The organism is Herbaspirillum sp. NPDC101396 (assembly GCF_044767365.1).
In the GTDB taxonomy this organism is placed as follows: domain Bacteria; phylum Pseudomonadota; class Gammaproteobacteria; order Burkholderiales; family Burkholderiaceae_D; genus Herbaspirillum.
Map to the genome: position 1 here is coordinate 225,850 of NZ_JBIWNT010000006.1, position 21,140 is coordinate 246,989.

A 21,140-nucleotide genomic window follows, 5' to 3' on the forward strand; every position below is an offset into this window, starting at 1 on the left:
GAAGCCGTGCGCCTTGTCCATAGCCGAGTGCCTGTGCGACGATAGATGCATCTGATCCAGGGAGGGAACATGAACAAGTCATCGGCAAAAAAGCCGCTCACCGGCCTGCTGCGCGTACGCGACGGACATGAGGCGCGCGTCTCCTTCGTGGAATTGTTCTTCGACCTGATCTACGTCTTCGCGGTGACCCAGCTGTCGCACCGGCTGCTGGAAAACCTCACCCTCGCCGGCGCCGTCGAGACGCTGGTGCTGTGGTTCGCGGTGTGGCTGGCGTGGCAATACACTTCCTGGGTCACCAACTGGTTCGATCCCGAAACGCTGCAGATCCGCGTGCTGCTGTTCGCCATCATGCTGGTCGGCCTGCTGATGGCGGCGGCGATTCCCGAAGCCTTCGCCGGGCGCGGCCTGGTGTTCGCCATCGCTTATGCTGCAATCCAGGTCGGGCGCACGCTGTTCGTGCTGTGCTGCCTCGGCAAGGATCACGCGTTGACGCCGAATTTCCGCCGCATGTTCGGCTGGCTGTTCATCTCGGCGGTGTTCTGGATCGCCGGCGGCCTGTCGCAGGAACACCGGCTGGCGCTGTGGATCGTTGCCGTGGCCTGTGAATACTTCTCGCCGATGATCGGCTTCGCGCTGCCCGGACTGGGCCGTTCGGACACGCGTGAATGGACCATTGAAGGCGGCCACCTGGCCGAGCGTTGCCAGCTGTTCGTCATCGTCGCGCTGGGCGAAGCGCTGCTGGTCACCGGCGCCACCGTGGCGCATGCGGCGCAGTGGGAGGCGCCGGTGATGGTGGCGTTCGTGGTGACCTTCGCGAGTGCGCTGGCGATGTGGTGGCTGTACTTCGACACCAGCAGCAAGGATGGCAGCGACGCCATCGTGCATTCCAGTGATCCGGGCCGCATCGGCGCGTATTTCCACTACGTCCACGTGATCATCGTGGCCGGCGTGATCGTCTCGGCGGTCGGCGCCGAACTGGTGATTGCGCATCCCGACCAGCGCATCGCACCGACTTCGCTGCTGGTGCTGATCGCCGGACCGGCGCTGTACCTGCTGGGCAACGCGGTCTACAAGAAGGTGGTGTATCGCCGCCTGCCGCTGTCGCATCTGGCCGGGATGGTGCTGCTGGCCTTGCTGGCGGCATTCGGCTTCGTGACCGACCTGCTGATGGTGGGCGGCCTGGCGGCGGCGATCCTGATCCTGACCGCCGCCTGGGAAAGTTGCTCACGCCGCAAGACGGCGCTGGCGTATCAGGACGAGCACGCCTCTCAATGGTGATGTGGTGATGTGGTGATCTGCTGATGTACCGGCGTCAGACGCCGCTGAACCAGTTGTAGCCCTGGTCTTCCCAGTAGCCGCCCGGATTCTGATTGGTCACGTAGAGGGCGACGACGTGCTTCGGGTTCTTGAAGCCGAGCTTGGTCGGCACCCGCACCTTGAGTGGAAATCCGTAGGACGTGGGCAGCGCTTCGTTGCCGAAGTCGAGCGCCAGTATCGTCTGCGGATGCAGGGCGGTCGGCATGTCCAGGCTTGAGTAATAGCGGTCTGCGCATTTGAAGCCGACGTACTTCGCCGTCATGTCGGCGCCGATGGCCTGCAGGAAGGTCCGCAGCGGTATGCCCGACCACTGGCCGATGGCGCTCCAGCCCTCGATGCAGATGTGGCGGGTGATCTGGGCCGCCTGCGGCAGCGTGCGCAGACGTTCCATGGTCCATGGCTGCTTGTCGCTCACCATGCCCGAGACCTCGAGGCGCCAGTCGGCGACGTCGATGTCGGGCGCGTTGACCTCGTCATAGAAAGCATTGAAAGGGAAGGGATTGGTGATCTGGCTTGCGGCATACGTCGGCGCCAGCTTGTCGCCGCGGAAGAGTGCGGCCTGCACCCGGTCGTTCCAGCGCGACATGGCCCACAAGACTTTGTCCACCTGGTCGTTGTCCTGCAGATCGCAGCCGGACAGCATCGACAGCGCGCCCACCGACAAGGAGGCCCGCAGGGACGATCGCAAAAACAAACGCCGTTCGAGTTTTACCAGCGCGGTACGGTGGTCCGCCAGGCGGATGCCGTCAGGCTTGCGCGGCGGTTTGTCATCCTGTCGGCTCATGGCAGATTCTCCGCGTGCCCGTTGACACGTCCCCGCCCGGTGATCATGGGCAGCAGGGTTTTGGGGACCAGCGCCACCAGCAGCAAATGAATCACGACGAACGCCGCGATGCCTGCCATGGCGGCAAAATGCACCTTGCGTGCGAAGTCGAAACCACCGAGCAGGTCGCACAAGGTATCCAGTTGCACCGGCTTCCAGATGGACAGTCCCGACAGCACGGCCAGCAGGCCCAGCGCGATCACGCCCCAATACAGCAACTTCTGGACGGCGTTATAGACGCCCGGCCGGTGCGGCAATTTGAAGCGCAGCGCCTGGCGTGCATCGCCGACCACGTCGCGCGCATGCAGCGGCAGCAAATGCCTGCGGAAGTGCCCGCTGGCCACGCCATAGACGACATAGAACACGCCGTTGGCGAACAGCAGCCACATCGCCGCGAAATGCCAGGCAATCGCGCCGCCCAGCCAGCCGCCCAGGGTGGCCCACAGTGGAAACTTGAAACCGAAGAGCGGCGAGGCGTTATAGATGGCCCAGCCGCTCATCAGCATGCAGCCGATGGCAAAGGCGTTGAGCCAGTGCGCGATGCGCACGGCCAGCGGGTGAAGCAGCACGGTCTTGCGCATCGGAGACCTTCTTACATTGGCGGCGCGACGCCGTTCTTGCCGGCGCTGATCGATGCGGCGGTCAGGCTGCCGTCCGGATTCTTGCGCGCGCGCACGACCACCTTGGCGCCCACCACCAGCAGGGAGCGGTCGCCGGCTTCGATGTTGACGATAGGCACGTCTTCAGGAACGATGATTTTCTTTTCGCCGCCCTTGTACTTGAGCGTGAGCGTGCGGCCGTTGCTGGCGACCACATCGCCGACGGTGCCGTTGGTCATGGTGCTGTTGGGCGCCAGGTCGAACGGACGATGGCCGTCGCCGGTGCCGGCCAGGGCCGGCGGGAACACGTGCACTTCCAGCGCCTTTTGCGAACCGTCCGGCTGCGGAATGGCGGCCGCGCCGATGTAGCTGCCGGGCTTGATGTCGTTGATGTTGGCCAGGGAAATCGCCGCGACGCGGGTGTCCTTGTCGAGCTTGACCGCCTGTTCGGCGCCGCGATTGGTCTTGACGACCAGGTTGTCGCCGCTGACCGAGATAATCGCACCGCGCACGCCGGTCGGCGCCGGCGCCGGCGTCTGTGCGAAGACGGCGGGGGCGATGAAACCAGCTGCAAGGATGGAGACTGCCGCGCCGCGAAGACGCTTCTGGAGGGAGGCATTCATAGGTGGGAGTGGGACCGGTGGGTTGAGATAAGGTCATGGTAGGCAAGCTGGCTGCCAATCTGATGACATTTGCATGACAAAAATGTCAGATTGCGGCGATCCCATGGCGCCGCGCGATGCCGGCAGGGCAAGGGTGGATGGGGCCCTTGGAGTAAAATGCCGGCTGCTGCAAAAAAAGCCTGAAGCGACGGCCATGCAGCGTTTCTCAACTGAAAGACTGCACATGCTGCGAATAAGCGAAATACAACTCCCCCTCGACCATCCCGAAGCCGACCTGCGCGCCGCCATCCTCGCGCGCCTCGGCGTGCCCGACGCGGACCTGTTGAGCGTGAGCCTGTTTCGCCGCAGCTATGATGCCCGCAAGAAATCCGCCGTCACCCTGAATTACACCGTCGACGTCGAAGTGCGCGACGAAGCGGCCGTGCTGCAAAAGCAAAGCCTCAAGGACAAGTCGCCGATCGTGCCGACGCCCGACACCAACTACCATTTCGTCGCGAAAGCACCGGCCGGACTGAGCAAGCGCCCGATCGTCATCGGCACCGGCCCGTGCGGGATTTTCGCCGGCCTGATCCTGGCCGAGATGGGCTTCAACCCGCTGATCCTGGAACGCGGCAAGACCGTGCGCGAACGCACCAAGGACACCTGGGGCCTATGGCGCCAGCGCGAACTGAAGCCGGAATCGAACGTGCAATACGGCGAAGGCGGCGCCGGCACCTTCTCTGACGGCAAGCTCTACAGCCAGGTCAAGGACCCCAAACATTACGGCCGCAAGGTGCTGACCGAGTTCGTCGCCGCCGACGCGCCGCCGGAAATCATGTACGTCAGCAAGCCGCACATCGGCACTTTCCGCCTGGTGAAGATGGTGCAGCTGATGCGCGAAAAGATCGTGTCGCTGGGCGGCGAATTCCGCTTCGAGCAAAAGGTCGACGACCTCGTCATCGAAGACGGCCAGGTGCGCGGCGTGACGCTGGCAAGCGGTGAACACATCGAAGCCGACCACGTCGTGCTGGCGATCGGCCACAGCGCGCGCGACACCTTCCAGATGCTGTACGACCGCGGCGTCTACATGGAAGCCAAGCCGTTCTCGGTCGGCTTCCGTGCCGAACATCCGCAGTCGCTGATCGACAAGTGCCGCTTCGGGCCCAGCGCCGGCCATCCGATTCTCGGTGCGGCCGACTACAAGCTCGTGCATCACGCCTCCAACGGCCGGTCGGTCTACAGCTTCTGCATGTGCCCGGGCGGCACCGTGGTGGCGGCGAGTTCGGAACCGGAGCGCGTGGTCACCAACGGCATGAGCCAATACTCACGCAATGAGCGCAACGCCAACAGCGGCATCGTGGTCGGCATTTCACCGGCCGACTATCCCGGCCATCCGCTGGCCGGCATCGAATTCCAGCGCAAATGGGAGTCGCGCGCCTATGAACTGGGCGGCCGCAACTACGACGCGCCCGGCCAGCTGGTCGGCGACTTCCTGGCGAAGAAACCATCCACCCAGCTCGGCAGCGTGACGCCGTCGTACAAGCCGGGTGTGCTGCTGGGTGAGCTCGATCAGTCGCTGCCCGACTACGCCATCGACGCCATCCGCGAAGCGCTGCCGTTCTTCGACAAGCAGATCCGCGGCTATGCGATGCACGATGCGATGCTGACCGGAGTCGAGACGCGCACCTCTTCGCCGGTGCGCATCCGTCGCAACGACGACACGCTGCAAAGCCTCAACACCAAGGGTCTGTATCCGGCCGGTGAGGGCGCCGGTTATGCGGGCGGAATCATGTCGGCGTCCATCGACGGCATCAAGGTGGCCGAAGCGGTGGCGCTGGCGATTGTGGGGAAGGTGGGCGCGTAATCTCGCAATGAGATTACGCCGGGGCCTTGCCTAAGTCAGTGCAGCGCCGATTGCAGGATTGACTGCAGACTCGCGTCGAGTTCATCGACGGAGACATAACCCGGACTGAGGTTCATCAGCTCGCCGTCCTTTTCCAGGAACAGCGTCGGGAAACTCTGCACGCCCAGCGCACGGGCCTGGCGGAAATCGCTGCGCGCAGCGGCGATGGTGCTTTCCTCCGACCACACGCGATAAAACGTCCCGGCATCGATCGCATGGCCGTCGAGCGCCAGCGCATCCGTGGCCAGCCGGCTCAGGATCGGGCCGTCGGTGGTGTCCACCGCTTCCACATAAAAGCCATGTTGCAGCGCCCGGAACACCGCCAGCAGATCAGCCTCGGGCGCAAGGATGCGGGCGGCAACCACGGCGCGGCAGATCGGCTCGGTGTCGTACACGAAGTTCTCGCGCGCCAGCAGGCCCTCGCGATTGAACGGCAAGCCGCTGGCGGCTTCCACACGCGCCCAGTGCATCAGGCGGAATTGCTTGCCGGCTTCGTCAAGCACATCGGTGGCGCCGGCGCGCAGGCCGCCGACCACGATTTCGACCGGCAGATCGGGATGGCGTTCGGTCAATGTGGTGAGCTCCTTGCCGAAGCCATAGCACCATGAGCACATGGGATCGCCTACATACACGAGCTTCATTTCTTGTCCTGATTTTCGATGGACTTTGCGGCTTTTTCGGCGGCCTGGCGCTGGCGCAAGCTGGTCACGTTTTCCATGCCGACACCCCAATTGTCGGTATCGACTTCATCGATGACGACGAAGGTGGAGGAGGGATGCTTGTTGAGCACGCGTTCGAGCAGCGCGGCGGTGCCCTGGATCAGTTCCAGTTTCTGTGCGGCGGTGATGACGCCTTCGCGGGTGACGCGGATGTTGACGTAGGGCATGGCGGAACTCCTTGGGTCGTGAGGTGATGGGAATCATCAGGTTCACGACGGACTATACCGATGCCCTCCGCATTGATAAATACGGAGCACTGCAATTGAGTTAATACACAGTGTAATGAATGCCTGAATACGCACCGCCGGGACCGGCAGCAAGAGGAGAGGGAGGCAGGTGATATAGCCTTAGCGCGGCTGCCGGTACAACTGTACCAGCATCAGTTCCGCCGCATCCGAGATCAGCAGGCGTTCTTCGTCCGCGTCGCGGAACAGCACGGCATCGCCGGCGTGCACCCTGGTCTCGTTGGCCAGGCTGCAATTGCCGTTGACGACGTAGACCAGCGCGGTGTCGCCCGCCGCCGAGAGCACCGTGGTTTTGGTGATGGTCAGCTGTTCCACCGTGTGGGTGAACGCGGCGCGGCGCGTCATGACGTTGAAGTCGACGATGCCGCCGCCGATCAGCGTACAGTGGATCGCGGTCTCGCCGTCGAAGCGGTAGACCGGATCGCGCGGCGTCAACTCGCGTTGCTCGACCCCAAGCTCGCCGGCGACGTCGAGCAGGATGCCTTTGCCTTCCAGGATCGCCAGCGAGCGATCCACGCCCGGGAACAAGGAAAACTCATTGGCCTGCTGCACCGTGGCGACGCTGATGCGCCAATCGAAGGAGTCGAGCGAGCTGTCCTGCGGAAAACGCTGGATTTCGCACGTCATGCCGCCGCCGTTTTTCCAGCGCATCAGGCGTTGTTGCGATTGCGGGATCAGGACGGACATGGATGAGGCCGGTTGGAAAGAGGGTAGGCGATAGGTGGAACAGGGGTGCTGCGGCCGCAAGGCGCGCAGCACGCTCTATTCTATGCCGGTTGCAGGATCAGGTGGGCCAGTCGTGCCGCGACCTTGGCGGTCATGCCGTCGCGGTCGTAGACCGGATTGCATTCGGCGATGTCGGCAGCGATCAGTTTGCCGCTGGCGCGGATGGAGGAGACCAGCTTTTCGACCTTCTCCAGCGCCATGCCGAAGGCGGCCGGGGCCGACACGCCGGGCGCCTTTTCACCGGGCAAGACGTCAAGGTCGATGGTCAGGTAGACGTCGGTGACGTCTTCCAGGCGCAGGCGCAATTGCGCGTCGAGTTCGGCCAGGCTGCGGGTGGCGACGTCGGTGTCGCTGACGTATTCCACGCCCAGTTGCTGCGCTCGCGTGAACAGCGCCGGCGTGTTGCCGAGCTGGCTGATGCCGAAGCACATATAGTGGAAACCGACATCGGCCCATTCGCACCATTCGGCGATCTGCTTGAACGGCGTGCCCGAGGTCGAGCGTTCGGCTTCGCGCAAATCGAAATGGGCGTCGAAGTTGATGATCAGCAGCTTGCGCTGCGGCATCGAGCGGCCGAGGTGGCGCATGATGCCGAGGAAGCTGCCGTACGCCACTTCATGGCCGCCGCCCAGCACCAGCGGGAACACGCCTTGCGCCATGACGTCGGCGATCTTGCCGGCCAGCCGTTGCTGCGCCTGTTCGAGGTCGCCGTCGTTGCAGTCGATGTTGCCGGCGTCAGCCAGTTGCGTGATGCGATGGGCCGGCAGATTCGCCAGCATGCGGCGGATCGCGTCCGGACCTTGCGCGGCGCCGACGCGGCCGTGGTTGCGGCGCACGCCTTCATCGCTGGCGAAGCCGATCAGCGCGCCGCCGCCCTTGACGTCATTGCTGAACGGCACCACCAGTTGATGCAGGCGGCGGGTGTCGCCGGCGCTGTCATGATCGATGCGGCCGTTCCAGAGAGTGTGATCCATGCTCAGATAAATCCTATGCTGCCGTTGAGTTATTGCGGGTCAACACCGCCTGCAGGAAGCCGCGGGTGCGCTCCTGCACCGGATTGACGAAAATCTGTTCGGGTTTGCCGGCCTCGACGATGCGGCCCTGGTCCATCACCACGACGACGTCGGCGACCTCGCGCGCGAAGCCCATTTCATGTGTGACCACGATCATGGTCATGCCTTCGTTGGCTAGCGCCTTCATGACTTGCAAGACCTCGCCGACCAGTTCCGGATCGAGCGCCGAAGTGGGTTCGTCGAACAGCATGACCTTCGGTTGCATCGCCAATGCGCGGGCGATGGCGACGCGCTGCTTCTGGCCGCCCGACAGGGTGGCGGGCATGGCGTCGGCCTTGGCGGCCAGGCCGACCTTGGCCAGCAGTGCGCGCGCCAGGTTGTCGGCTTCGTCCTTGGGCGTGCCGCGGATCTTGCGCGGACCGACCGTAACGTTGTCCAGCACCGACAGATGCGGGAACAGGTTGAACGACTGGAACACCATGCCGACCTGCGTGCGCAGCTCGTTCAGGGCGTGGTCGGCGATCATCTTGCCGTTCACCAGCAGGTCCTGATTGCAGATCGAGATGCTGCCTTCTTCCGCTACTTCGAGACCGTTGCAGCAGCGCAGCAGCGTGCTCTTGCCGGAGCCGCTGGGGCCGATGATGACGACCACCTGCGAGGTCGCGACCTCCAGGTCAATGCCGTGCAGGATGCGATGGCCGGAGAAGGATTTGCCGAGTTTGGAGACGTTGATCATGGGTGCAGACATAGGCGTGGACATCAGACGGCTCCCCCTGCGCGCAGGTGTTTCTCGACCCGCTGCAGGGCCATGCTGGTGAGGCTGGTCAGCACCAGGTAGACCAGCGCGACGGCGATATAGACTTCCAGCGAACGGTAGGACACGCTGATGATTTTCTGGCCTTCGTGCATCAGGTCGGCGATGGTCAGCAACGACACCAGCGCCGAGTTCTTGATCAGCGCGATGAACTCGTTGCCCAGCGGTGGAATCATGCGCACGATGGCTTGCGGCAGGATGATGGTGCGCATCGCCTTGCCCGACGACATGCCAAGCGAGCGCGCCGCTTCCATCTGGCCCTTGTCGATCGACTGGATGGCGCCGCGCACGATTTCCGACACGTAGGCGCCGGAATAGATGCCCAGGCCCAGTACGCCGCACAGGAAAGCCGGCAGCAGGATGTCGAATTGCGGCAAGCCGAAGAACAGCAGGAACAACTGCACCAGCAGCGGCGTGCCGCGGATGAAGGTGACGTAAGCAGTACAGATGCCGTAGACCAGGCGCTTGCTGCGATCCAGCCGGCCGAGGCCGACCAGCAGGCCGAGGAAGCAACCGAGCACCAGCGAGATGGCGGTAATTTCCACCGTCACGATGGCGCCATGCAGCAGGTCCGGCCAGCCCTCGAATACGGGCACAAAATCTAAACTCATCTGATCTCCTTACGTCTATAACCTGCTCGCGATCCTACTGCGAGGCCATGATCCGGTGTCGGGCGGTGCTCGGAATCCTCATGTGCTCAAGCACACTCCGGTTCCTCCGCTCCATCCGCCACCGGCTGATGGCCTCTCGCTACGGATCGCAAACAGGTTCTTGCTTTTCGTTAATTACTTGGCCGACGACGACAGCCACTTCTGCACCAGCTTGTCGTAGCTGCCGTCGAGCTTGACCTTCTTGAGCGCGGCGTTCATTTCTTCTGTCAGCTGCGGCAGGTCCTTGCGCACGGCGTAGCCGTACAGCTCAATGCTGACCTGCTTGTCGAGCACCTTCATGCCGGGACGGGTCTTGGCGTATTCGATGGCGGCCGGCTTGCCGGTGACGGCGGCGTCGGCGCGGCCGATTTCAACCAGGTTGAACATTTCCTGGTTCTTCTCGACTTCGATGCGCTCGGCTTGCGGGTAATACTCTTTCAGGTAGTTCGCGGACTTGGTGCCGACCTGCACCGAGACCTTCTTGCCGGCCAGATCCGACGGCTGCTTGATCGCGGTGTTGCTGGCCTTGGTCAAGACCACCAGGCCGCCCGGATAGTACGGATCGGTGAAGTTGACCACGCGGCGGCGTTCTTCGGTGATGTAGATGGCCGACGAGGCGACGTCGAAGCGGCGCGACACCAGGCCGGGAATCAGGCCCTTGAAATCGATGTCGGTCCATTCGACCTTCTTGCCCATGGTCTTGCCGAGCAGCTCGATCAGTTCGATGTCGAAGCCGGTGCGCTTGCCGTCCTTGAAGAACTCGAACGGCGGGAAGGTGGCATCGGTGGCGACGCGGATGACGTCAACGGTCTGCGCACAGGCCAGCGCCGGGGCAACGGTAAAACCGGCGGCGAGACTGACGGCGGCGAGCATGCGGATGAGGCGGCGGCGGTGGTTCATGGTTTCTCCCTCAGATGGACAACTTATGGACGACTTAATGGACAACTTGTAATGGACCTGCAACAGACTTCTGGTGAACGGATTAAAACAAGGCAAGACGTTCGCTGATGGTCGCCGCCGCCTGGACCGTGGCGGCAATCAGCTCGCGCTGCCGCTCTTCGGCCCGGATCGCCGGGGCCATCAGGGTAATCGCGCCGGCCGCCTGGCCGGGCTTGTAAAACACCGGGGCGCTCACGCCCCACACGCCCCAGTCGACTTCGCCTTCGCTGACCGCATAACCCTGGTTGCGGATGGCGGCGAGTTCGCCGTGCAGGCGCGCGATGTCGTCGTCCTTGCCGTGCAGCTGGCGCTCGACGATGTTCTCGGCCATGGCTTGCGGCAGATGCGCCAGTACCGCCTTGGCCGAGGCGCCGCGCGACAGCGGGTGCGAGCGGCCCTTGGAGAACGAACAACGCAGCGATTGCTCACTGTCGACCATGTCGAGGCAGGTGACCTGGTCGTTGACCGCCACCATCAGGCCGACGCTCTCGCCGCATTTCTTGGCCAGTTGCAGCATTTCGGGCTGGGCGTTGCTGACCAGGTAAGAGGTATGGTCGAAGCCCCAGGCCAGCTGCACACTGAGCGGGCCGGGCGCGTAGAAATTGTCCTGCTCCTGCACCAAGCCCCATTTTTTCAGCGGCAGCAGATGGCGGTACAGCGTGCTCTGCGGCAAGCCGGTCAGTTCCTTGAGCTTGCGCACCGCGATCGGCTTGCCGTGACGGGCAATCACCGACAACACCATCAGCGAACGTTCGCTGGTGGCGACGGCGGGCGGCTGCGTCAGATGAGATGAGGCGGGAGAGTTCATGGCCGGATGATTCCTCATTTTTCTCATATTCAGAAATTGAATTCTCACAAAGCGGGAATTTAATTGTAAATCCGGGGAAGGCGACGTGGTGTGGAAGGTTGGTTAAAAGCGAGAAATTTCTCATAACGACGAGATGTCATTCGCAGATTCGACGAGGAAACCGCCATGCCGCAGGTTTAAGAGGACGCGCCGGCACCAGTCGCTTCACGGGGGGGGCCACGAGGGATCCTGCCTCTCTCCGAGACAAGCTTGGGGGGCGGCCAACATGAGGAGGGATTCTGTTGCGGCTTGGCTGACGACTGCTTACCAGACCGTCAACATCCGTGCGTTTTAATGGAGATACACCTTTGACGCCAGCCAAAGAATGCTAATCTCGTAACTGCAAATTACGTCAACGATGTACAAAAAAATAAATGTTGCCGCATCCGGGAAATGCCGTGGGAGGGAAGGCGTTTCGTTGCCACTTCGATAAGCGCATCTGTTCATTTACAAGTATTTCGATATTGCATCACCGTGGGGAATCCTGGGCAGACCGGGCGCGGCGCCTGCGAAAAATGCAGGAATATGAATAGCTACATCACGTCACCTTTTGGGGGCAACATGAAACTCTCACAGTTAAAAATCTCCGCGCGCCTGGCAATCGGATTCACGCTGGTCTGCGTGTTGCTTATTGTCGTCACACTGCTCGGCATCATCCAGATGGCGCAACAGAAGCAGCGCATGGATGAGATCACCAAGATCAACAATGTTGAAGCCAGCGAAGCCTCGTCGATGTACCTTTCCATCACCGAACGCGCGCTGGCTTTGCGTAACATGATCCTGCTTGGCGAGAATCCACCGGAAATCGACGCCGAAATGAAGCGTGTCGATACGCAGACAAAGAAATATGCCGCGGCGGAGAAAAAACTGGAGGCGATGCTCAAGAGCGAAAGCACGACAAGCCCGGAAGAGCGACAACTGTTCGCCGCCATCAGCGAAACCGCCAAGGTCGCCAACGGCTATGTCAAACAGGTAACGGAACTGATCCTGGCGGGCAAGCGAGAGGAGGCGTACGCGGTCCTGCGCAATGAATTCCGGCCTGTCCAGCGGAAATGGTGGGATCAGCTCAATAACTTCATCGTACTGGAAAACAAGCAGAACGAGGACGCTTCGAACAATGCTGATATTGCCTACGTCAACGCACGTTTCATGATGCTGCTGTTCGGCGGACTTGCGCTGGTCGTCAGCATCATGGCGGCCTATCTGATCACGCGCAGCGTATTGAGCCAGCTCGGCGGAGAGCCTTCCTATGCGAATCAGATCGCGACCCAGATCGCGCATGGAGATCTCACCGTCAACATAGAAACGAAGCCGAGCGATCAGGACAGCCTGTTGTTTTCAATCAAGAGCATGCGCGACGCGCTGGCGCAAATCGTCGGCCAGGTACGCGCCGGGACCGATACGATTGCGACCGCGTCCAGCCAGATTGCCAAAGGCAACCTGGACTTGTCGTCGCGCACGGAGCAGCAGGCGAGTTCGCTGGAGGAAACGGCATCGTCCATGGAAGAACTGGCGTCGACGGTGAAACAGAATTCCGGCAGTGCTTTCCAGGCGCACGAACTGGCGGTGTCGGCATCGGACGTCGCGTCCAAAGCCGGCGAAGTCGTTCAGCAAGTCATCAACACGATGGGTTTGATCAACAACTCGTCGCACAAGATCGTGGACATTATTTCGGTCATTGACGGCATTGCCTTTCAGACCAACATTCTCGCGCTGAATGCCGCCGTGGAAGCGGCGCGCGCCGGCGAGCAGGGGCGTGGTTTCGCCGTTGTCGCGTCGGAAGTGCGCAACCTTGCGCAACGCAGTGCGACTGCGGCAAAGGAAATCAAGATGCTGATCACCGACTCCGTGAAGCAAGTCGATATCGGGCGCTCTCTGGTTGAACAGGCCGGTACGACGATGGGCGAGGTCGTCGGCAGCGTCAGGAAGGTCAATGGCATGGTGGCCGAAATTTCACAATCCAGCCGCCAGCAAAGCGAAGGCATTGAACAAATCAACGATGCCGTCGCACAAATGGACAATGTCACCCAGCAAAACGCTGCGCTGGTCGAGCAAGCCGCCGCAGCCGCACAATCCTTGCAAGAGCAGGCGGCAAAGTTGTCTGCTCTGGTCGGCATTTTCAAACTGGGGACGTTGCCGATGTTGAAGGGGAGTATCGATATCACGCCGGGTCGTCTGGAGCTTACCTGACGGGCCGGGAGAGCAGAAAATCCTGCCTTGCTGAAACAATGATTGGAATGAAAAAAGCCGGCGTCGGGCGCCGGCTTGATTGATGCTCCTGCGTGTTTAGCAGGCGATCCCTTTATCAGAATGCACTTTTGATCACGCCGCCATCGACACGCAGCGCCGCGCCGGTGGTGGCGGATGCCAGCGGACTGACGACGTAGGCCACCAGCGACGCCACTTCCTGCGGCGTGCCGAAGCGCTTGATCAGCGATGTCGGACGAACGTGGTCGAAGAACTCCGCCTCGACCTGTTCGAAGGTCTTGTCGCTCGCGCGCGCCATGTCTTCGACGAAGTCGCCCACGCCGCGCGATTTGGTCGGACCGGGCAGGATGCTGTTGACCGTGATGCCGGTGCCGGCGACGGATTCCGCCAGCCCGCGCGACACCGCGAGTTGCGCGGTCTTGGTCATGCCGTAGTGGATCATTTCGGTGGGGATCTGCACCGCGCTTTCACTGGAAATGAAGATGATGCGGCCCCAGTTGGTACGCTTCATTTCCGGCAGCACCAGGCGCGCCAGGCGCACGCCGCTGAGGACATTGACGTCGAAGAAGCGCAGCCAGTCTTCGTCGGGAATATCTTCAAAGGCCTTGGGCTCGAAGATGCCGAGGTTGTTGACGAGGATGTTGATGCCGGGATGACGCTGGATGACTTCATTTGCGGCTTCGGCTTTGCTCAGGTCGCCGGCATAACCCTGGACCGTGCCGCCGGTTTCCGAACGGATGCGCTCCACCGCCTCGTCGACACTGGCCTGCGTCCTGCCGTTGACAATCACGTTCGCGCCTTCTTGGGCCAGCGTCTGCGCGATCGCGTAACCGATGCCGGCGGTGCTGCCGCTGACCAGTGCCGTCTTGCCCTTCAATTGCAAGTCCATGTCGATCCTTCCAGGTTGGTTGCGAAAAATGCTGCCACGCCACTATATCAAGAAGTCTCTTCGGTATCCCGCCATTGAAAAAGCCGGCAACGGGCGCCGGCTTTGAGGATGGCTTTAGCGTTTTCGATCCGGCGCGTCGGCATTTGCGGCATCCGACAGCGCGCGGGAGAATTCGCCGTCCCCGGCCTGCGGCTCTTGTGATATCTGCTGCTGTTTCTTTGCGCGCCGTTCGGCGGCCTGAACCTCGGAGACCAGCCGCCACTGATCCAGATGACGAAAGTAGGTGGAGCCGCTGTCGACGCGTCTGATCGCGCCGACAGCGTCGACGGGTTGAACCGGTGTTACGGGATTGCGTGCCATCTGTTTCTCCTCAGGCAAAACCGACGCCGCACGGCGTCAGCTTGATTATGCTCGTATGCGTGCGGCCTTGCCTTGTCTGCGCAAATACACGATCTGGATGATCAGTCCGCCGACCAGCGTGGCGAACAGCGCGCCCTGGAAGCCAAGCAGCAGCGGCGACTTCAGGTCGGTCACGAACGGATGGCCGTCCGGCACCCGGCGCAGCGTTTCCGAGACGGTCGGCACCATGAGCAGGAACGCCGTGATGCTCAGGAAGATCGTTTCCGCATAGACCGCTGCGCTGCGCGACGTCGGCAATCTTCCCACACCGTAGCCGGCAAGGAGAAAGACCAGCGTGGCCACGGCGATGCCGTAACTGACCGCCTGATGCGCGACCAGGAAAACGCTGACGGCGCCGATCAGCATCGACACGAAATAAATGCCGCCGGCGGTGGAACGCGGCACGATGCGGCCATGGCGCGCGAACATGTACACCGCCGCCGGAATGGCCGGCAAACTGCCCAGAGTGTGCACCCAGCCGAGATGAGAAATTCCAAACATGGAGCTATCCTTTATTAAAAATGGTTGAGGAGTGCATCGACCTTGTTCCGGAAGTGCAATTCCTGCAAATGAACTACCTACTAATCGGTAGGCAAAATGGCCGAACGTTGAAACAATCAATGCGCTTCTTAAACTCTATCCGTCAAGTTTGATTCATCCAGCCTTCAGCCTTCAGCCTTCAGCCTTCAGCCATCAGGCCTGATGTGCGACGCGCGCCAACACCGGATTGACGATGGCGCCGAACATTTTTGCATCTCCGTAGGCTCGCGCCGACAACATCGCGCCGTGGACGGTGGCCATGAAGATGTCCGCCTCGGCTTCGGCCGATGCGGTCAGCGCAAGGCGGCCTTGCTCTGCGCCGCGTGCGAAGATGCCGGTCAGCCAGGCCGCCAGCGCCTTGAAATGCGCGCGCACTTCGAGCGCGATTTCCTCGGGAAGAATCGGCATCTCACTTGCCAGCAGGGCGCAGACGCAAAATGAAGACGCCGCGTCGGCGATGCAACCCTCCCAGAATCCGGCATAGGCGCGCAGCAGTTCCAACGGATCGGAGACGTGCTGCTCCAGCTTGGCGACGCCGGCCTGCATTTCCTCGCGATACCGCGCCACCAGCGTGCGAACCAGCACCGCCTTGCCGGGGAAGTGGTGATGAATGCTGGCGTTGCGGATGCCGATGACCTTGGCGATGTCGGCATAGCTGAAGCCGTTGTAGCCGCCGGCGATGATCAGGGTTTGCGCGCAGCGCAGGATGCTGTCGGCAGTGTTGGAAGAATCAGTCATGTGCATAGCCTACCTTTTAGTAGGTAGATCGTCAAGCGATGATTGGCAATCCGATGGGAGGGATACTGCCGCCCTGCAAGCCGGGTGCGGTGAGCGGCGTTAAAATAGCCGGGCCCCTTTTCACCAAGTCTCTTTGGGCAAGCTTAAGCACCCCTCGTTATCCATGGCACTCGATCCCTCCAGCATCCTCATTCTTACCACCGCCCTGTCTGCGGCGGCCGCCCTTTACCTGACCGTGGAGTGGAACAGCGTGCGCGAAAAATCGCTGCTGTTCTGGAGCGCCGGCTTTGCGGTCATCACCGTGGGTTCGGCGCTGGCGCTGCTGCGCTCCAGCGGCTTCTTGCTGATCGGCATCTGGTTTGCCAACGGCCTGCTGATCGTCGCGCATTGGTTGTTTCTTGCAGGCGTGTCCCGCTTTACCAACACCCGGCTGTCGCGCGGCTGGTGGTTGATCGGCGTGGTCTGGCTGGCGATGTTGCTGGTGCCGGCCGAGCCTTGGTGGTCGAGGGCCATGCTGTGTATTCAGTCATTGCTGGTTGCGGGCGTCACGCTGCGCGCGAGTTTCCTGCTGCGTCCGCATGGCGTGTCGCTGAGCGTGGGCGCGGTGCAGTTGCGCTATGTCCTGCTGGTGCACGGACTGTTCTATGTCGCCAAGGCCGGTTCCACCGTGGCGCTGGGTGCGTTCGTCGACCTGGCGGCCTTCCGCGGCGAAGTGATCCAGATCTCGCTGGTGGAGGGCGCCATGGCGATCATGCTGATCGCCTTGTCCATGACCGGGACCGAACGCCACCGCCGCGAAGAGCGCATCGAACAACTGGCCGCGCGCGACCCGCTTACCGCGCTGTACAACCGCCGCGCGCTCGACATGCGCGCCCCCGCCTTGCTGGAGCAGGCCACGCCGGCAAGTCCCGGCGCCTTGCTGCTGATCGATATCGACAATTTCAAGCAGGTCAACGACCTGCATGGCCACAGTGCCGGCGACCGGTTGCTGGTGGCGCTGAGCGAGATGATCCGCGACGCTTTGCCGCGCGGTTCGCTGGCGGCGCGGCTGGGTGGGGACGAGTTCGTGATTCTGCTGCGTGAGACCAGCGGCGACAGCGTCGTGGCGCTCGGCAACAGCTTGCGCGAAGCGTTCGGGCGAATGGCGCGCGAGACGTTTGCGACGCCGTCGGCGGTGACGCTGAGTGTGGGCGCAACGCTGTTCGGCCAGCCGCCGGCGGATCTGGCGACCTTGCTGGAACGCGGGGATACGGCGCTGTATGAGTCCAAGCGCGGCGGGCGCGATAGTGTGAGGGTGGCGCCTGCAGTTTAAGCGGGCGGTTCGAGCTTGCAGTTCCAGCCTGCATTTTCAGGCCCGACATGAAACCGGCCGGCCAATAAAAAACGGACCGCATGGGCGGTCCGTGAATGCTTGCTGCTGGTGCTACTGGTACTGCTGATTACTTCTTGCGGCCGGCAGTCTTTTCAGCGACTTGAGTGAACTGCTTGGCAGCGTTGCTCAGGTGACCTTCCAGTGTTTCCACGGCTTGCTTGGTGTTCTTGGTCAGTTGCTCGTAGCTGGCGTTGGCGTTGCCGATGGCCGACTTCAACAGGGCGACTGCGTTTTCCGAACCGGCTGGTGCGTTCTTGGCGATTTCTTCAACCAGGGCGGTGACCTTGCGGCTGGTTTCAGCGACTTGCGCTTCAGTAGCCTTGGTCAGTTCAGCTTGGGTAGCCGACACGATGCTGGCCAGGTGACGACCGTAAGCGGCAGCCTTTTCAGCTGTCGGTTGGGCTTGCGCTTGCGCCAGGGCCAGCAGTTCTTGCGGGTCCTTGATGGATGCGAATTGCTGGGCAGTAGCGGCGGACTCTTCCAGCGATGCCTTGGCGGCGCTCAGGTTCAGTTCAACAATCTTTTCCAGACCTTCGAAAGTCTTGGTGGTGATGGTGTTGATCAGATCCAGTTGAGCTTGGAAGTGGGTCTTGGTTGCGGCGGAAAATTGATCTTGGTACGAAAACATGGACTTCTCCTTTGGTTTCAAAAACAGTGATGGACTGGCGGCTTACGTCTCGAATTACTATTTTTGTGCGCCGCAACAATTACTATTTTACGCACTTATTTGGTGAGGTCAAGAACTTTTTGTGCGGCGCACAAAATGTCGGAGAATTGCAATTTTAACAACATAATTTGTTATTGCACAGCACCAATTGTTTCCCCCTTGCAACGGCGTCCTCAACCCGTCGCAACCTCCACCACGGGCGGCAATTCGTGCACCACCACACCGGTGTCAGATACCTTGAACGGACAGCCCTGGCTGACTTCAATGCCGCGCAGGGCGTCCTGATAGCCTTGTTCCCAGCGCCATTCAATCGAACCGCGCGAGAAATTGACGTCCTTGGACGCCATGTTCCAGTCGCGCCCGGCATATGGCAGGCGCACGATATGGATGGTGGTGTCGGCACCCAGCTCGGCTAATTGCTTGCGGTCGGACGGCTTGCGCAAATCCGCCGGCATGCGTTCATACAGCTCACGCGCCATCTTGCGCAGCTGGTGCTGCTTCAGGTAAGCGTCGATGTGGCGCTGCGAACGCGAGGCGAAGGTGACGTCCTTCTGGCGCGTCTGCACTTCTTCATAGGTGCGCGGCTCCGGGCCGTCCGCATGCCACAGATCGACCATCATGCACAGCGTATCCTGGCGCGGCTCGTCGCTGAGAACCGCTTCCAGCGGCGTGTTCGAATACAGGCCGCCGTCCCAATAGAGGTCGCCGTCCACCCGCACCGGCGGAAAGCCCGGGGGCAACGCGCCGCTGGCCATCACGTGCTCGGCGCCCAGCGTCTGCAGCGAGGAGTCGAAGCTGACCAGCGAGCCGCAGGTCACCTTGACCGCGCTGACGGTCAGGCGGACGCCATCGGACTTGTCATTCAGATAATCGAAGTCGACGTACTTGTTGAGCGTGGTGCGCAGATCCTCGGTGTTGTAGAAGCTGGCTTCCTCGGGCGGCACCGGCAAGCCGATGGCGAAAGGACTGAACTGGCGCGGCGCGAAAAAGCCTGGAACGCCGCGGACGAACGTGTCCATGGTGGTGGCCCAGGTCATCAGCTGGCGGGTGGCGTCGGGCACGGCACGCATGTCGATGGCGTCGTCGTGCGACACGCTTTCCCAGAACGCACGCAGGCGCGGGATGCGGTCTTCGCGGCGGTTGCCGGCGATGATGGCGGCGTTGATGGCGCCGATTGAGGTACCCACCACCCAATCGGGCGTCAGGTCGTGTTCATGCATGGCCTGGTAGACCCCGGCCTGGTAGGCGCCCAGCGCACCACCGCCTTGCAGCACCAGCGCAATACGCGGCTTGGGGGAGGAAGAGGAACGCGAAGAAGAACGCGGAGAAGGGAGACTATTGGCGTCGGGTTTGCGTCGCATCGGGATCCTTGCGGTGAGAGTACGGAGAGACTGCGCGCCGGAAAGATCGTTCCGCAGCGCGTCATGCAAAAATCATACGCCACAAATGCGACGGGCGCGTTGCGGATGCCGGGTGGGGGATCAGGCGCCCTGGCCGGCCCGCGCCTGGCGCCATGCGTCGAGCAGCTGGCGCGGCTCCTTGCCGATGACCTCGGCGGCGATGCTGTGCAGATGCTCGATGATCATCACCGCGTAGACGTCGGCCAGCGCATTGACTTCAGGCGACAGCGCACATTCCTCGCCGGTGGCGGGGCGCTGGATACGCCAGTAGTTGATTGCTTCTTCCAGTTCCGTCAGGGAAATAGTGGGTTCGCTCATGCCGGTCATTGTACGCCCGCCGCCATCGGGCTCAAAAACACAGCACGATCCGGTTGGCGACGTCGAAGATGAAATCAGGCCGCAGGTACGCGAGGAAGGTCGCGCCCAGCACCACGCCCAGCGATGCCAGGATGGCGATTCGCTTGAGGCGCGGACGGAGGAAGGCGTTCATGGCGCGAGAACCTTAAGATGCCGCCAGCGGCGCGCGCCGGATGGCCTTTTCACTGATCGGCAAATTCATCACCGTGGCGAACAGGCCGAGCCCGATGGTGATCATCCAGACCGTGTTGTAGCTGCCTTCGCGCGTGAACAGATAACCACCCAGCCAGACGCCCAGGAAGCTGCCGACCTGATGCGACAGGAACACGAAGCCCGATAGCATCGACAGATGCTTGAGCCCGAAAATGCCGGCGATGATGCCGTTGGTCAGCGGCACCGTCGACAGCCACAGCAAGCCCATTGCCGCCGAGAAGATATACACCGACCACGACGACAGCGGCGCCAGCAGGAACAGGCTGATGGCGATGGTGCGCGAGAAATAGATGGTCGAGAGCAGATAGCGCTTGGGCAGGAAGCCGCCCAGCTTGCCGGCGTAATACGAACCGAAGATATTGAACAGGCCGATCAGCGCCAGCGCCGCTACCGCAATATTGGGATCCATCAGACCCTTGTCCTTGAGATAGGACGGCAGATGCGCACCGATGAACACCACCTGGAAGCCGCACACGAAATAGCCGGCGATCAGGAACTGGAACGGCCGGTACGCGAATGCCTCGCGCGTGGCCTCCCAGATGCTTTGCTCATGCTTGCCGCTGTGCACCAGCTTCGGCTCGCGCAGGCGGAACGCCATCGGCACCATCACTGCCACCACCAGCGCGGACAACCAGTAGAACGCCTGTTGCCAGCCGGTCACGGAAATCAATTGTTGCTCGACCGGCATCATCACGAACTGGCCGAAGGAACCCGCCGCCGACGAAATCCCGAACGCCAGCGAGCGCTTCTCCGGCGGCGCGCTGCGGCCGACGATGCCGCTGATCGCGCCGAAGGCGGTGCAGGACAAGGCCGCGCCGATCAACACGCCGGAGCCGACCGCGAACAGCATTGGCTGGTCAACCAGCGCCATCCACAGCAAGCCGCCCATATACAGCAGCGCACCGATGATGATCACCCGCGCAGTGCCGTAGCGATCCGCCGCCATGCCGGCGAAGGGACCGAACACGCCCCACATCAGATTCTGCAGGGCGATCGCCAGCGAGAAGGTCTCACGCGTCCAGCCGTGCGCCTGCGAAATCGGTTGCAACCAGAAGCCGAGGCCGTGACGCACACCCATGGCCAGCGTCAGCACCAGGCCGCTGGCAAGCAAGACGGTTTTGAAATCGGGCGCGCGCTCGGAATGGAACATGATGTCGTCT

The 21,140-nt window shown here is 62.0% G+C and carries 24 protein-coding genes and 1 other RNA gene; 5 read left to right on the plus strand and 20 right to left on the minus strand.

Going from position 1 to position 21,140, the window contains the following annotated elements; genetic code table 11:
* The first annotated feature begins 69 nt into the window (after window positions 1-69).
* Complete coding sequence (locus tag ACIROY_RS21055; protein ID WP_402343989.1) at window positions 70-1,278, plus strand: low temperature requirement protein A; 1,209 nt, start codon at window positions 70-72, stop codon at window positions 1,276-1,278.
* A 34-nt stretch (window positions 1,279-1,312) separates the two neighbouring features.
* Here ACIROY_RS21055 and ACIROY_RS21060 read toward each other — a convergent pair whose 3' ends face one another.
* The 3 genes from ACIROY_RS21060 to ACIROY_RS21070 are packed head-to-tail and all read right to left on the minus strand — an operon-like array spanning window position 1,313 to window position 3,362.
* Entirely contained in the window at window positions 1,313-2,101 is a 789-nt protein-coding gene (locus ACIROY_RS21060; RefSeq protein WP_402277850.1) for a molybdopterin-dependent oxidoreductase, read from the minus strand.
* A complete protein-coding gene (locus ACIROY_RS21065; RefSeq protein WP_402343992.1) occupies window positions 2,098-2,721 on the minus strand; it encodes a cytochrome b/b6 domain-containing protein in 624 nt (207 codons plus the stop codon). The genes ACIROY_RS21060 and ACIROY_RS21065 overlap by 4 nt, the downstream gene beginning before the upstream one ends.
* 11 nt (window positions 2,722-2,732) lie before the next feature.
* A complete protein-coding gene (locus tag ACIROY_RS21070; RefSeq protein WP_402343995.1) occupies window positions 2,733-3,362 on the minus strand; it encodes a DUF5666 domain-containing protein in 630 nt (209 codons plus the stop codon).
* A gap of 223 nt (window positions 3,363-3,585) precedes the next feature.
* On the opposite strand from ACIROY_RS21070, the gene ACIROY_RS21075 reads away from it, so the two are divergent.
* On the plus strand, window positions 3,586-5,205 hold the full coding sequence (locus tag ACIROY_RS21075) for an NAD(P)/FAD-dependent oxidoreductase (protein ID WP_402277847.1): 1,620 nt from the start codon (window positions 3,586-3,588) through the stop codon (window positions 5,203-5,205).
* Between the two features lie 35 nt (window positions 5,206-5,240).
* On the opposite strand, the gene ACIROY_RS21080 is transcribed toward ACIROY_RS21075, so the two are convergent.
* The 6 genes from ACIROY_RS21080 to ACIROY_RS21105 all read right to left on the minus strand — a co-directional run bounded on the left by ACIROY_RS21080 (window position 5,241) and on the right by ACIROY_RS21105 (window position 9,372).
* Complete coding sequence (locus tag ACIROY_RS21080; protein ID WP_402277846.1) at window positions 5,241-5,885, minus strand: DsbA family protein; 645 nt, start codon at window positions 5,883-5,885, stop codon at window positions 5,241-5,243.
* Window positions 5,882-6,130 carry a 2-hydroxymuconate tautomerase family protein gene (locus ACIROY_RS21085; RefSeq protein WP_402277845.1) on the minus strand — a complete coding sequence of 83 codons (249 nt, stop codon included), beginning with the start codon at window positions 6,128-6,130 and terminating at the stop codon, window positions 5,882-5,884. Before ACIROY_RS21085 ends, ACIROY_RS21080 begins: the two co-directional genes overlap by 4 nt.
* 180 nt (window positions 6,131-6,310) lie before the next feature.
* On the minus strand, window positions 6,311-6,895 hold the full coding sequence (locus ACIROY_RS21090; RefSeq protein ID WP_402343998.1) for a HutD family protein: 585 nt from the start codon (window positions 6,893-6,895) through the stop codon (window positions 6,311-6,313).
* 80 nt (window positions 6,896-6,975) lie between these two features.
* The gene (hutG, locus tag ACIROY_RS21095) at window positions 6,976-7,908 is read right to left on the minus strand and encodes a formimidoylglutamase (RefSeq protein ID WP_402344001.1); all 933 of its coding nucleotides are present in this window, start codon (window positions 7,906-7,908) and stop codon (window positions 6,976-6,978) included.
* Window positions 7,909-7,921: 13 nt separating this feature from the next.
* Window positions 7,922-8,695: an amino acid ABC transporter ATP-binding protein gene (locus tag ACIROY_RS21100; RefSeq protein WP_402278044.1), complete on the minus strand. Its 774-nt coding sequence runs from the start codon at window positions 8,693-8,695 to the stop codon at window positions 7,922-7,924.
* 11 nt (window positions 8,696-8,706) lie between these two features.
* Window positions 8,707-9,372 carry an amino acid ABC transporter permease gene (locus ACIROY_RS21105; protein WP_402277842.1) on the minus strand — a complete coding sequence of 222 codons (666 nt, stop codon included), beginning with the start codon at window positions 9,370-9,372 and terminating at the stop codon, window positions 8,707-8,709.
* Between the two features lie 80 nt (window positions 9,373-9,452).
* Here ACIROY_RS21105 and ACIROY_RS21110 point away from each other — a divergent pair.
* Window positions 9,453-9,527, plus strand: a non-coding RNA gene (locus ACIROY_RS21110) — sX9 sRNA.
* 19 nt (window positions 9,528-9,546) lie between these two features.
* Here the strand turns inward: ACIROY_RS21110 and ACIROY_RS21115 are convergent.
* Window positions 9,547-10,311, minus strand: a complete 765-nt coding sequence (locus ACIROY_RS21115) for a transporter substrate-binding domain-containing protein (protein ID WP_402277841.1) — start codon at window positions 10,309-10,311, stop codon at window positions 9,547-9,549.
* Window positions 10,312-10,393: 82 nt separating this feature from the next.
* The gene (locus ACIROY_RS21120) at window positions 10,394-11,158 is read right to left on the minus strand and encodes an IclR family transcriptional regulator (RefSeq protein WP_402277840.1); all 765 of its coding nucleotides are present in this window, start codon (window positions 11,156-11,158) and stop codon (window positions 10,394-10,396) included.
* Window positions 11,159-11,758: 600 nt separating this feature from the next.
* Between ACIROY_RS21120 and ACIROY_RS21125 the strand changes: the two genes are divergently transcribed.
* The gene (locus ACIROY_RS21125; protein ID WP_402344004.1) at window positions 11,759-13,387 is read left to right on the plus strand and encodes a methyl-accepting chemotaxis protein; all 1,629 of its coding nucleotides are present in this window, start codon (window positions 11,759-11,761) and stop codon (window positions 13,385-13,387) included.
* A gap of 115 nt (window positions 13,388-13,502) precedes the next feature.
* Here ACIROY_RS21125 and ACIROY_RS21130 read toward each other — a convergent pair whose 3' ends face one another.
* The 4 genes from ACIROY_RS21130 to ACIROY_RS21145 form a co-directional block, all read right to left on the minus strand.
* Window positions 13,503-14,294 carry an SDR family NAD(P)-dependent oxidoreductase gene (locus ACIROY_RS21130; protein WP_402344006.1) on the minus strand — a complete coding sequence of 264 codons (792 nt, stop codon included), beginning with the start codon at window positions 14,292-14,294 and terminating at the stop codon, window positions 13,503-13,505.
* A 114-nt stretch (window positions 14,295-14,408) separates the two neighbouring features.
* Window positions 14,409-14,654 carry a hypothetical protein gene (locus tag ACIROY_RS21135; protein ID WP_402344009.1) on the minus strand — a complete coding sequence of 82 codons (246 nt, stop codon included), beginning with the start codon at window positions 14,652-14,654 and terminating at the stop codon, window positions 14,409-14,411.
* A 45-nt stretch (window positions 14,655-14,699) separates the two neighbouring features.
* On the minus strand, window positions 14,700-15,194 hold the full coding sequence (locus ACIROY_RS21140; RefSeq protein ID WP_402344012.1) for a hypothetical protein: 495 nt from the start codon (window positions 15,192-15,194) through the stop codon (window positions 14,700-14,702).
* A 192-nt stretch (window positions 15,195-15,386) separates the two neighbouring features.
* Window positions 15,387-15,971 (minus strand): TetR/AcrR family transcriptional regulator, encoded by a 585-nt coding sequence (locus ACIROY_RS21145; RefSeq protein ID WP_402344015.1) that lies wholly within the window; start codon window positions 15,969-15,971, stop codon window positions 15,387-15,389.
* A gap of 163 nt (window positions 15,972-16,134) precedes the next feature.
* Between ACIROY_RS21145 and ACIROY_RS21150 the strand changes: the two genes are divergently transcribed.
* A complete protein-coding gene (locus ACIROY_RS21150) occupies window positions 16,135-17,283 on the plus strand; it encodes a diguanylate cyclase domain-containing protein (protein ID WP_402344017.1) in 1,149 nt (382 codons plus the stop codon).
* A gap of 127 nt (window positions 17,284-17,410) precedes the next feature.
* Here the strand turns inward: ACIROY_RS21150 and phaP are convergent, their stop codons facing one another.
* The 5 genes from phaP to ACIROY_RS21175 all read right to left on the minus strand — a co-directional run bounded on the left by phaP (window position 17,411) and on the right by ACIROY_RS21175 (window position 21,130).
* Entirely contained in the window at window positions 17,411-17,971 is a 561-nt protein-coding gene (gene phaP / locus ACIROY_RS21155) for a TIGR01841 family phasin (protein WP_402277833.1), read from the minus strand.
* 212 nt (window positions 17,972-18,183) lie between these two features.
* On the minus strand, window positions 18,184-19,371 hold the full coding sequence (locus ACIROY_RS21160) for a patatin-like phospholipase family protein (protein ID WP_402344019.1): 1,188 nt from the start codon (window positions 19,369-19,371) through the stop codon (window positions 18,184-18,186).
* A 120-nt stretch (window positions 19,372-19,491) separates the two neighbouring features.
* Window positions 19,492-19,737 carry a DUF3717 domain-containing protein gene (locus ACIROY_RS21165; RefSeq protein ID WP_402344022.1) on the minus strand — a complete coding sequence of 82 codons (246 nt, stop codon included), beginning with the start codon at window positions 19,735-19,737 and terminating at the stop codon, window positions 19,492-19,494.
* Between the two features lie 22 nt (window positions 19,738-19,759).
* Window positions 19,760-19,900 carry a hypothetical protein gene (locus ACIROY_RS21170; RefSeq protein WP_402277830.1) on the minus strand — a complete coding sequence of 47 codons (141 nt, stop codon included), beginning with the start codon at window positions 19,898-19,900 and terminating at the stop codon, window positions 19,760-19,762.
* A gap of 12 nt (window positions 19,901-19,912) precedes the next feature.
* Window positions 19,913-21,130 (minus strand): MFS transporter, encoded by a 1,218-nt coding sequence (locus ACIROY_RS21175; RefSeq protein WP_402344025.1) that lies wholly within the window; start codon window positions 21,128-21,130, stop codon window positions 19,913-19,915.
* Between the last annotated feature and the right edge of the window lie 10 nt (window positions 21,131-21,140).